8 protein-coding genes are annotated in these 12,384 nt (G+C 63.6%); all 8 read right to left on the reverse strand.

Annotated features, from left to right (window positions below):
- On the reverse strand, positions 1–1,357 hold a 1,357-nt coding region (locus tag VF497_RS17855; protein ID WP_330891294.1), incomplete at its 3' end, for a protein-disulfide reductase DsbD family protein.
- 72 nt (positions 1,358–1,429) lie between these two features.
- On the reverse strand, positions 1,430–2,872 hold the full coding sequence (locus VF497_RS17860) for a thioredoxin family protein (protein ID WP_330891296.1): 1,443 nt from the start codon (positions 2,870–2,872) through the stop codon (positions 1,430–1,432).
- A 41-nt stretch (positions 2,873–2,913) separates the two neighbouring features.
- A complete protein-coding gene (locus VF497_RS17865) occupies positions 2,914–3,147 on the reverse strand; it encodes a hypothetical protein (protein WP_330891298.1) in 234 nt (77 codons plus the stop codon).
- Positions 3,096–4,598 (reverse strand): redoxin family protein, encoded by a 1,503-nt coding sequence (locus VF497_RS17870; RefSeq protein ID WP_330891300.1) that lies wholly within the window; start codon positions 4,596–4,598, stop codon positions 3,096–3,098. The genes VF497_RS17865 and VF497_RS17870 overlap by 52 nt, the downstream gene beginning before the upstream one ends.
- Before the next feature lie 62 nt (positions 4,599–4,660).
- Positions 4,661–7,486, reverse strand: coding sequence for a pitrilysin family protein (locus VF497_RS17875; protein ID WP_330891302.1), 2,826 nt, complete (start codon positions 7,484–7,486; stop codon positions 4,661–4,663).
- Positions 7,487–7,545: 59 nt separating this feature from the next.
- Entirely contained in the window at positions 7,546–8,913 is a 1,368-nt protein-coding gene (locus VF497_RS17880; RefSeq protein ID WP_330891305.1) for a thioredoxin family protein, read from the reverse strand.
- A gap of 28 nt (positions 8,914–8,941) precedes the next feature.
- Positions 8,942–12,013, reverse strand: a complete 3,072-nt coding sequence (locus VF497_RS17885; RefSeq protein ID WP_330891307.1) for a TonB-dependent receptor — start codon at positions 12,011–12,013, stop codon at positions 8,942–8,944.
- A gap of 150 nt (positions 12,014–12,163) precedes the next feature.
- A partial coding sequence (locus VF497_RS17890; protein ID WP_330891310.1) for a FecR domain-containing protein occupies positions 12,164–12,384 on the reverse strand: 221 nt, incomplete at its 5' end.

Genomic DNA, 12,384 nt, shown 5'->3' on the forward strand with positions numbered 1-12,384 from the left:
GTCGCGCGAGTCGATACAGCGGCAGGGCTGCGAGCAGCGCGAGCACGACGACGAATGCCTTGCTCGCTGCGCCGCGCGAACGGCTGCGCTCGAACCACCACAGGGTCATCGCGAGCAGCACGGCGGCGACGAGCACGAGGCCGACCGCGTCCGCACCGCGCTGGTGCGCCAGCACCCACACCAGCCAGACCGCGGTCAGGTACATCGGGAACGCGAGCACCTGCTTCAGCGTCTCCATCCAGGCGCCAGGCCGCGGCAGCAGACGACCGAGCGCGGGAATGAAGCCGACGAGCAGGAACGGCAACGCGAGACCGAAACCGAGAGCGAGAAACACCAGCAGCGCCGCAGCCACGGGCGCCGCGAACGCATAGGCCAGCGCGCTGCCCATGAACGGCGCGACGCAGGGACTCGCGACCGCGACTGCGAGCACGCCGGTAAAAAAGTCGCCGGCCACACCCGAACGCGTAGCCAGCGACTGTCCCAAATTGCCGAACGAGGTGCCGAACTGGACCACGCCCGACATCGACAGCCCGACCGCAGCCATGACGCAGACGAGCACGCCGACGAACAGCGGCTGCTGCAATTGCGCGCCCCAACCGAATGCGTGCCCCGCCGAGCGCAGCGCGACGATGGCGAGGCCAATCGCGGCGAACGTGCACAGCACGCCGGCCGTATACGCCAGCGCGTGCCGGCGTGCCTTGGCCGCGTCCTCGCCACTTTCGAGCAGACCGATCGCCTTGATCGACAGCATCGGCAACACGCAGGGCATCAGATTCAGGATCATGCCGCCAACGAAGGCCAACGCCAGCGCGGCAAGAAGGCCGACGTCGACTGGGCTCGGCGTCTGCGCGGCCAATGCCGGGCCCCCTTCCCCCTTGCCGATGCCGGCATTCGTTCCGCTACCTGCGCCCGTTGCCGCGGCATTCGGCAGCGGCAGGTCGAGTTCTTCGGTATGCGGTGGATAGCAGATCTTGGGATCGACTTCGTGGCAACCCTGATACTTCACCGACAACTTGATGCGCTGCGTGCCCGGCGCGAGTGTGTAGGGTACGCTCGAGTCGACGCCGTCGTGGTAAGTCTCGACGTCACCCAGATACTCGTCGTGGTACTTCTTGCCCTCGGGCAGTTGTGTTTCGCCGAGAGTGACCCCCTCCCCGCCCTTGAACTTCATCTGCCCGCGGTAGAGGTAGTAGTCCTTCGCGATCGTCCAGTGCAGCTTTACCACGCCGGGCGTGGAAGCGTCGGCGCTGAGTTTGTAGGCTTCGCCGATCGGCAGCAGGCCGGCGACGTCCTGCCCGCGTGACGACCCGGGCAAGGTACCCAGCAACAAAACAAGAAAAAAGATAAATCTATACATGAGCAACCAAAAGTTTGTACGTTGTAGGCGACGCGAAGGACAGCGGACTTCGCGCCGCAAGTCGCGCCGGGATCAGGAAACCTTCTTCTTCGCGTCCGCCTTCGTGTCCACAGCCAGCACCTGTTTCAGCTCCTTCTGATCTTCGGGAAACCAGGAGCCTGCGGCCTGCAGCGCGTCGGCGACAACCTTCTCCGCTTCGGGTCGGCGCTGCAACGCAAGCAGTGCCTTCGCGCGCACGTTGGCAACGCGCAGCACGTAGCGCCCGGTCGCCATGCCCGCGGCCTTTTCCAGATACGGCAACGCTTCAGCAGCCTTGCCATCGGTCAACAAGGCCTTGCCGTAACCGAGCGAATAATTGCAGTCGTCGTCGTAGGTGGCGGCGAGTTGCTTGAGCAGGGCCATCTTCTGCTCCTTGTTGTCCGAGAAGCGATACAGCGCATACAGATCATCGCCCGCGCTGCGATCCTTCTTCAGATCGAGGCCGCCCTTGCCGTCGTCCATCTGGCTGCGATACGCGGCGATACCTCGATCGAAGATCGCTTTGGAGCCGGCTTCATCGCCGATCGCCTTGCTCGTCATGCCCAGGATCAATACCGAATCGCGCGAACCGGGAGGCAACGGACGCAGCGAAAGTTTCTGCGCATCGAGCTGGGCGACCGCGGTGGCGATCGGCGCTGCCAGCAATGCCTTGCGCTGAGCCTGCGGCAGATCCTCGCTGCAGTCGCCGAGCGTGTCGATGATGTCGATGCGGTCATCGTAGCCGGGGGCGGACGCGAGCGCGCGCTGGCCGTGTTCGACGCAACTCTTGGCGAGCGTGGCCTTCTTCGCCGGCTCGGCCTTGGCCAAGGACATGCTGTGCTTGTCGCGCTTCATGTGCATCGCTTCGAGGTCGAGCGTGACCTTCGCGTTCTGCGCTGCCTGCTCGCGCAGAGCCGCCGGCAGGCCGGCATACCAGGCGAACGCGTCATCGTAGTCCTCACGCGCGGCATAGGTGTCGAGCGCCTGTGCGACGTCCGCGGGCGTGCTGTGCACGGCCTGGCTCTTGAGCTTTTCCAATGTGTCGGCGCCGCCTGCCAGGCGGTTCACCTTTGGATAGAACTCCTCGCGTTTGGCTTCGCCGACGATGCGGCCGATTTCCTTGCCGTCGGCGTCGAGCATCACGTAGGTCGGCAGCCCGGTAACCTTGAGCTTCTTCATCCACGCCTCGCCGTCGGCCGAATCGGAGTCGCTCTCGACGTAGACCAGATGCTTGCCGAGTGCGTCCCACTCGGCGCCGTTCATCACGTTGGTCTTCATCCACCAGCAGCTGTGGCACCAGATCGCGGAGAAGTCGACGAGCACGGGCTCGTGCGCAGCCTTCGCCGCCTTCAGCGCCGCATCGATCGTCTCTTTCGAAGTCGATTGCGCAGCCGCTGCGCAGGCGGTGAGCGGAGCGATCACGATTGCGCACACGGCAGTGATCGCGGCGGCAAGGCGGCGCGAACCGGAAAACGGATGACTGGACGGGATGGGCATGGGAGTCTTTCTGGTTTGGGAAAACGGCATTCTGCTACTTTTCACGACTTCGCGTTGTCTGGAGAAGCGGGTGGCGTTTTCTTGGCCAGCAACGACCCAATCATTCGCCGCACCACCTGCCCCGCATCCGCATCCTGAGCCATGAAGCCGCTGTAGATGATGCGTCCGTTGCGATCGAGCAGCAGGTTGTACGGGGCAAAGCCGATCTCGTTGTACGCCTTCGTCACCGCTTCCTCGCCCTTGAGCGGCGTGAACCCGTACTTCGTCTGCTGCATGAAGGAATCGACGAAGTCGTCCTGGTCGCGAACGATGTTGATGCCCAGATAGGCAAAGTCCTTGTCGCTTCGGAACGGTTCCACCGCTTTTCGAGATGCGGAAACTCCGCACGGCATGGGCCGCAGCCCGGAAACCAGAACGTGATCAAGACCACCTTCCCTTTCAGCTTGTCCAGCGAGACCGTTTCGCCCGATGCGTACGTCTGCAGCGTGAACGGCGTAGCGGGCTTCGCGGCCGCATCGAGGCGGGTATTCAAATCCGCTTCGACTTGCGCCTCCGTCTTGCCGAGCTGTTTGCCATATTGCTGCAACGCTGCGTGCGTGTCTTCGTCAGGCGCCTTCGTCAGCTGCGTGAGCAGGTTTTCGTAGGCGTCCTGCCTCTTTCCGGCCGCGGCCATGACCTGGGCCTTCAGCCGAACAATCATCGCGGTGTTCGACGATGTCCGCTCAGCCGCCAGCTTGTCCAGCATGGCCATCGCCTGGTCCGGCCTGCCCTGGGACAGGCCCCGATTCACATCGACCACGGTTTTCGCCAACGTGATCCGCTTGTCCCAGTCCTTGGCGGATTTTTCCGCCTCGTCGTTTGCTTTCGTAGTGGCTGCTGCTTTCATTTTCTCGGCGAAATTCACCGCCTTCGCCGGGTCGGTTCGCAGGTATGCCTCGAACAAAGGCGCCATCGCATTGGCCGACCAATTGAATTTCTGCGGCGGAAATTGTGATCGCAGTTGTTCCCATACGGCAATGCGCCGGGCGTCGCCCTCGGCATTCATTCCCAGCCAGTACAGGGCTTGCGCGCCACGTTCGCTGGTGGGGAAGCGCTTGGCGATGTCGAGCGAAGCTGCTTCCCATTTGGCGCGGTCGATATGCTTGAGCCCGCTCGCGTATTGGAAAGCGTAGTCCGCGCTCTGCGGTTCGGCGGATGAAGCTTTTTGCACGTATTCCAGAGCGGCCTTCAGGTCGCCTCGGCGGTCGGCATCCTGCGACAGAAGGGAATAGGTCTTGGCGTTGCCCGGATCACGTTGAATCACCTTCAGCAGGTAGTCCCTCGCCTTCGGGCTTTCTTCCGCGGCGAATCGATTGCCCATGCCGTACGCGATTCCCAGGGAATCCGGATAACGCTTCTCCCATTCCTTGTACTTGTCGTCGATGAGCTTTTTGACCGCCTTGAACTGAGGCTCCAGCTTCTTGTCCTCGTAGGCCGCAAACTTCAGGTCTGCGGACACGTTTTGCAGTCGTTCGTGCGCGGCGATGAATTCCGGGTCGAGGTCGATCGCTCGCACCAGGGACGATGCCGCCTCGGCGAATTTCTTTTCCTTGTCCAAAGTCGCGGCGTGCTCGAACGCGGTTTGAGCTGCAGCGGGCGGAGTGTGAGCCGCATGCGCTGCACAAGGCAGCAGCGCGCAAACAAGCACGCACAGCAGGGTTTTTCTCGTTGCCTTGATCTTGTTCAATTCATTCCTCCGTCGAACCGCTCCGTCATTTCAGTTGTCGACACCGCCACTTGAGCGCCGCATCAGTGCCCGGTGTGGCCATCCGCGTCGAGGACCTCGACCTGACCGATGTTCAGGGCACGCACCGGCTTTTCGATCTTGCCGAGATCGCCGACCACGACCCAGGTGATCGCCTGCGGCTTGATCACGTTCGCGAGCGCGCTTTGCGCCATTTGCGGAGTGACGGCTTCGGTGCGCGCTTTCAGCGTCTGCACGTCGTCGTCCGCGCGGCCGTACTTGACGATGTCGCCGAGCGCGGCGAGCACCGCGCGGCCGGTCTGATAAGCGCCCGGCAACGCGCGCACGCTGCTTTCCTTGATCTTGTCGATTTCGGCCTCGGTCAGCGGCTTCTCGGCGATGACCGCGCGCGCTTCCTTGAGCACTTCGCTGACCGACTCTGCGGTCTTGTCGGTTTGCACGGGTGCGTACATGAACAGCGAGCGCTGGCCGATCGCGTCCTGCGCCTGGCTGCCGGCGCCGTAGGCCCAATGCTTGTCTTCGCGCAGGTTCATGTTGAGGCGCGAGGTGAAGCTGCCGCCGAAGGCTTCGTTGGCGACATCGAGCGCGAGGTGGTCGGGCGACTTCGACGACGGCGCGAGCAGGCCGGCGAGGATCAACGACTGCTGCGCATCGCGCCGGTCGATGAGGAACACGCGCGGCTTCGCCTGCGCGGCGACCGCGGCGAGTTTCTTTTTCGGCAGCGGGGTCGCGGGCGCCTGCCAGTCGCCGAAGGCCGCGTCGAGCTGCGGCGCGATTTGCGCCAGCGTCGTGTCACCGACGACCAGAATCTTCATGTTGTCCGGACGTAGCCAGTCGCGCGCGAACGAGTCGAAGTCGGTCGCGGCCAGCGACTTGAGTTCGTCCTCGCCGCCGAAACCATCGAGCGGAATGCCGTAGGCGTTGCCCTTGCCGTAGAGCAGCGGCGGCAGTATGCGCAGGGCGATACCACCCGGTTCGGTTTTCGATTGCGCGAGTTCGGCCAGGCGCACGCCGCGCAGCCGTTCGATGTCGGCCGCGTTGAACGCGGGCCGGCGCACGCTGTCGGCGAGCAACGCCAGCGACGCCGGCAACTGGTCGTTCAGCGCGTTGAGCCCGGCGCTGCAGGTATCCAGATCGCAACTGGCGCCGACCTTCGCACCGAGGCGCTCCTTGCGCTTGGCGACCTCGACCGAATCGAACTGTTGCGTGCTCTCGTTGAGCAAGGCGGCGGTGAATGCGGCGGTGCCGAGCTTGCGGCCTTGGTCGGCGGCGAAGCCGGCGTCGAACAGCAGCTGCACCTGGGTCAGCGGAATCGCATGGCGCTCGGCAAGGATGACCTCGACGCCGTTCTTGAGCTTGCCGCGCTGCACGGACGGAAAAGTCAGCTCGGGGAACGAAGTCACCTCGGGCACGCCGCGGCTGCGGTCGACATTGCTCTTGCCGACGCTGTACTTGGCCGTGGGCGGGAGCTTGGCCGCGGGTCGCCCTTCGGCTGCGCCGAGAGCGACGACCTTGGCGTCTTCGGCATCCGGATTGAAATCCTTGCCGGCCGGCAGAACGGTCAGCCGGTAGTCACCCTTGCCGAACCAGCGTGCGGCCGCAACTTTCATGTCGGCGGCCGTCGCCGCCTCGACGCGGCGCAGGTCGCTCTTGTACGCATCCGCGTCGCCACGGTAGACCTGCCCTTCCGCGAGCACCGTCGCCTGCGCGTTGACGCTTTCAAGGCTGCGCACGAAATCCGCGCGATAGCGCGTCTTGGCGCGCAGCAGTTCGTCCTCGCTCGGACCTTCCTCGATGAAGCGCTGGATTTCCTCGTCCACCGCCGCATCGACCTTGGCCGGATCCACGTTTTGTTTCACGTCGGCCTGGACCTGCATCCAGCTCGCCAGCGCGAACATGCTGATGTCGCCGCTCGCATCGTCGGCGAGCTTGTCGCGATAGACCAGGCGTTGATACATGCGTGAGGCCTTGCCGCCGCCAAGCACGGTGGTGGCGAGATCGAGCAGGATCGCATCGTCGCTGCCCAGTTGCGGCGCGACCCAGGTGCGGATCAGGCGTGGCTGCGCCACATGGTCGTGCTGCACGCCACGCGTCGTCTTCGCGAGCGGCGTGATCCACGGTTGCTGGCGGGCTACCGGCTGCCCGGCGGCGATGTCGCCGAAATATTTCTGCACTTTTTCCTTGGCCACGGCTGGAGTGATGTCGCCGGCGAGTACGATCGTCGTGTTCGCCGCACCGTAGTTGCTGCGGAACCATTGTTTGACATCGACTAGCGAGGCCGAGTTGAGGTCGGCCATCGAGCCGATCGTATCGTGCTGGTAGGGATGATTGGCCGGGAAAATGTTCTTCAGGATGTTTTCGTCGGTGCGCCCATACGGGCGGTTCTCGCCCTGGCGCTTCTCGTTCTGCACCACGCCGCGCTGGGTATCGAGTTCCTTCTGTCCGATCGCGCCGAGCAGGTGGCCCATGCGGTCGGACTCCATCCACAACGCCATGTCGACTGCCGTGGTCGGCACGGTCTCGAAATAGTTGGTGCGATCGAACCAGGTCGTGCCATTGAGCCCGGTCGCACCGGCTTTTTCGAACGGCGCGAAATAGGTGCCCTTGTGGTTCTCCGAGCCGGAGAACATCAGATGCTCGAACAGGTGCGCGAAACCAGTCTTGCCCGCCGGCTCGTCGCCCGAGCCGATGTGGTACCAGATCGACACCGCGACGACGGGCGCCTTGTGGTCTTCGCGCACGATCACGGTCAGACCGTTGTCGAGCTGGAATTTTTCATGCTTGAGATCGACTGCGTCGGCCGCGCGCGCATCGAAGGCGAACACGGGCAGGCAGGCGAGCACGAGCGGGAGCAAACGGGTACGCAGCATGGGCATGAATGACAGATCCAGGAAAGTGAAGTATCGAAACGAAGCGGAAGACCGCGCGGTTACAGCTTCATGTATTGCTTGTCGAAACGCGTCTGCTCGGGAAACTGCGCTTCGGCTTTGCGCATCGCTTCGTTGAACAGCTTTTCGGCTTCGGCGCGGCGCTGCAGGGCGACCAGCGCCTTCGCCTGCGCGTAGGCCGTGCTCAGCTTCCAAGTGTCGCTTGCGCCTTTCGAGGCGCGCTCCAGATAAGGCAAGGCTTCGGCAGCGTGGCCATTCGCGAGCAAGTCGCGGCCGTACTGGTACTGGCAGAAGAAATCGTCCGGGTAGGCTTCGACCATCGTTTTCAGCGTCGCCGAATACTCGCTCTTGCGCTTGTCGGTACGGCTGAGCAGCTCCGAATGGACTTCGGCCATGCTGCGGTCTTCCTTGACGTCGATGCCGCCGTGACCGTCGTTGAGCGCCTTGCGCGCCATCGCGATGCCGGCGTCGTACGCCGCCTGCTCGCCCGGCTTGTCGCCGAGCGCTTCGTGGATTTGCACCATCGTGTAGGTCGCCTCGCGCACTGCGCCAGAACCTGCATTGGGAATCTCGTTTTCGTACAGCGGCTTCAAGACCGGCAATTGCGCGGAGGCAAGCGCGCTTTTCTGCGCGGGCGGCAGGTCCCTCGCGCAGGAAAGCAGCGTGCGTGCCATATCGAAACGGTCTTCGAGTTCGGACTTGCCGTCGAGTACCTGCTGCGCGCGCGCCCTGCATTCCTGCGCAAGGCGCGCACTTTCCGCCGCGGGAGCCTTCGGCTTGGCAAAAAGCATCTTGTGTTGCGCGGCGTGCGCTTCGACGATCGCGAGCCGGATCGACGCAGGGCCATCGCCCTGGACGGCTTTGCGCGTCGCCTCGGGCAGCTTGGCGTACCAGTCGAGTCCCTTCTGCGGTTCTTTGCGCTCGTCGTAGGCGCGCAGCACCTTGGCCGCGGCGTCGATCGAACCCGCCGCTGCCTTGGCATTGAGCTTGGCCAGCGAATCCTCGCCGCTGAGCAGGCGGTCGAAGGCCGGATAGAAATCGGCGCGCTTCATCTCGCCGGTCAGGCGCCCGCGCTCGCTGCCGTCGGGATTGAGCACGACGTAGGTCGGCAGCGTCGGAACGCCAAGCTTCTTCATCCACGCAGCGCCGTTGACCGAGTCCGCGTCGCTGCGCACGAGCACGAAACGATCCTGGCGCGAATCCCAGTCGGTGCCGTTGAGCACCTGCGCGTCCATCGCGTGGCAGGAATGGCACCAGATCGCCGAGAAGTCGATGAACATCGGCTGCTGCCGGGTCAGCGCGATCTTGAGTGCGGCGTCGACGTCGGTCAGCGCGGCCTCGGCGTGCGCCACGCGGGAGCACACGAGCAGGCCGCAAATCAGCGCGGCGCGGAAAAGGAAACCCTGCATGTCTGTTCTCTTTTGGATCGAAGGAAGGTCATTGCTTGGCGTGGCCGAACTGGTATCGCGCCTCGACGAAGATCTCGCGCCCGTAGGGGTTGTAGTTGCCCGCGTTGAACGGCTGGTTGAACGTGCTGGGGTACGTCACGTCGATCGGCGGCATCGAGTTCATCAGGTTGTTCATGCGCAGCGAGAGCCGCCATGCCTGGGTTGGCGAATAGTTGACGCTGGCGTTCCAGATGCGCCACGCCGCGACCTTGCCGGCCAGCGGCACGTCGTAGCTGTCGTTGCGGTAGGCGATGTAGTTCGGCGTCGGCCCGTAGTAGGTACCGAACAGCGTCGCGTTCCACTGGCCGCGACTCCAGGTCAGGCCGAGGTTGCCCTTGGTCCGGAATTCCGTGCTGTAGTGAGGGCGGTTGAGGAAGTCCAGTTCGGGGTCGCCAGGAAACGTCTGATGACGGTGCGTGAGCACACGCGTGTACGCAAGGTCGAAGGCCAGGCGCCCGTACCAGCCGATGTCGAGCTTGTAGTTGAAGCTCGCGTTGATCGAATTGTTGACCTCTTGCGCGATGTTGATCTTGGTCGTGGTCACGCCGAGCAGACGGCCGGCCAGCGGCGAGCCTGGAGTGGCCGGCGCACGCATGATCTGGGCACGGGCAGCGGTGCACGATGGCGACTGCGGATCGAGTGTGCCGTTCTCGCAGTACAACTCGTTCTGCAGCAGATAGTCGGTATTTTCCTTCAACACCTCATCCTTGATCGCGATGTGCTGGTAGTCCACGCTCATTGACAGGTTCGAGGTCGGCGACCAGACCGCGCCGTAGGAGAACGTCTTTGCGGTCAGCGGGTCCAGGTGCGGATTGCTGACCTCGGTCAGCGTGATCGGCACTTGCAGGTATTTGACCGGGCACTTGTTGACGTTGGCGCCGGTGTAGCCCAGGCGCGCGCAGTTGAGGTAGTCCCAGGCGGTACTCTGTCTGACGTTTCCGCCTTCGAACTGGTCGATCAGCGAGGGCGCCTTGAACGAGGTGCTGTACTTGCCGCGCAGAAGCAGGCCGTCGACCGGGCGAAACTCGAGGCCGAGGCTGTAGGTGGGGTGGCTGAACTTCGCGCCTTGCGCGTCGTAGCTGTCATAGCGCGCGGCAAGATCGGCGGTGAACATTTTGAACACCGGCAGATTCAATTCGGCGGCGGTGGCATAGCGGTCGCGATCGCCGCCGCCCGGATTCCAAGTCTGCCCCAACAGATCGCCGGACTTCAGCAAGGCCGCAGGACGGTAGTTCCACGACTCGTAGCCGGTCTCTGCGACCAGAGCCAGGCCTGCGTCGCCGCCGGGCAGCGTGAACAGCGAGCTTTGCGTCGCCTGTGCGCGCAGCTGGTCGTTGCGGCTCGCACTCGCGATCGAGGCGGAGCCGACGTATTTCGCGAACTCGCTCGGCGTGACCGGATTGGACAGCAGACCGTAGTTGGGGTTGTAGACCGGGTAGCCGTACATGGTGCCCAGCTGCGGACCGAGAAAGGCCGCGCCGAACGAATCGGGACGGCGGCTCGACCACAATACGGTCTGGCGATTGTTGGAACTTTCCCCGGAGCGCGTGACGGCGGCGTCGAGCACCCAACCGCCGCCGACGTCGGCCTTGGCGCCGAACGTCGCCGTGTAGGTGTTCTCGTAGTTCTTTTGGTTGAGCAGGCCATCCAGGTTGTTGGCCATTTCCTCGGGCGCGAAACTCTTCCAGACGAACATCAAATCCTGGAGATTGGAATCCCAGTAAAACGGGGTGAAGAAGGAGCTCAACGGATGTGCCTGCTCCTCGTAGCTGTCGAACAGGTCGGTGTACAGTTGCACGCGGTCGTTGAGCGCATAGGTGAGATGTGCGCTTGCGCTGGCCGATTTGTCCTTGTTGATCATGGTCGTGTAGGCACCCGACGATACCGAACCGCAGTAAGTCCCCGACGAGTCTTTGTGGTAACCCTCGCTGCCGCCCCAGAGGCCGCTCAGCTTGGCGCAGTCCGCCGGCTTCTGTGGAAAATAGGTAGTGCCGGTAAACAACCCCAGGGCAAAAACGTCCGCGTTCGGCTGCTGCGGATTGACTCCTCCGGCAAAGTTCTGCGCGGTTATGCGGCGCTGGAATGCCCACATCGGCTCCTGGTCGCCGATCTGTGCGTTCAGCATCAGGTCAAGCTTGCCGACCTGGAAACTCTCGCTCGCACTGAGCAGACGCTCGCGACCGCCGCCACTCGGATACGAGCCGAGGCGCGCGTTGACCGAGCCGAAATCGACATGCTTCTTCAGTACGATGTTGACGACCGCCGCGACCGCGTCGGATCCGTACAGCGAGGACTGTCCGCCCGGCAGGATTTCGATGCGATCGACCAGGTCGATCGGGATGCCGGTGAGGTTGGTGTACAACTGGTCGACCGAAGTCGTCTGCGCAATCTGCGAGAACAGCGGCATCGGCCGTCCGTCGACGAGGAATTTGGTGTAGCTCGGATCCAGCCCGAACAGGCTCAGCGTCTTCGCCGCCCAGATGTCGCCGGTGTTGATCGCCGTGTTGTTGATCGCGCCGGTGTTGACCGTGGCGTTCTGCAGCGCATCCGCCACGCTGGAGAAGCCACGGTTCTTGATGTCCTCGGCGGTGATCGTGATCAGCATGCTGGCGGTTTCGACCTGCGCGCGCGGGATCAGCGAGCCGAGCACGGTGACCGTGTCGAGCTTCGACGAGGTCGAGCTCGACTGCGCTTCGGGCAATTCCACCGGCTTGTCGTCCGCGCGGCGGGTTTTGTCCGGCGTCGGCTTCGGCCCCTGCGGTTTGATCACGACCGTCGTCGCGTCGGTGAATTCGGCGGTGTAGCCGGTGCCTTCGAGCAATTTGGCCAAGGCCTGTTTCGACGTGTAGCTGCCCTTGAGCGCGGGTACGTTGCGGTCCCTGACCGCGGCCGGATCGAAGATCACGTTGATGCGCGCCTGGCTGCCGAATGCGCGCAACGAATCGGCGAGTGCTTGCGCCGGCAGGTCGAACGGATAAGTGACTTGCGCGTAGACAGCGACGGGTGCGGCAAGCGCGGCGGCCAACAACCCTGCCCTGATCTGCTTCGTCAATGCCCTCATGAAAGCCTGTTCCCCATTGATGATGGCGTCCCGGGAGTGAGGCGCCATCCAAGTAGACGCCCGGGTGCGCGAATCCGGACATCGATTTGTCATCGATTTGAAACAAGAAGGCGACGATGCGCGACTCGGACGAGCCGCGGAACGCGAACGTCAGCGGGTCAGCACGATGGAGGCGCCGTCATGTACGGCACGCAGCTGATGCAGGCTGGCGACTGCCGCGGCGAACTGTCCGGGATCGCGCGTGGAAAACACGCCGGAGACGCGCAGCGTTGCGAGCGAGGGATCGGCGAAGCGGATTCCGGCGTTGCCGTAGCGGTTCAATTCGGCCACCGCGTCGGCCAATGTGGTGTCGTCGAAATAGGCCTGGCCAC

Origin of the sequence: Rudaea sp. (genome assembly GCF_036383415.1) — a bacterium.
Lineage (GTDB): Bacteria > Pseudomonadota > Gammaproteobacteria > Xanthomonadales > Rhodanobacteraceae > Rudaea.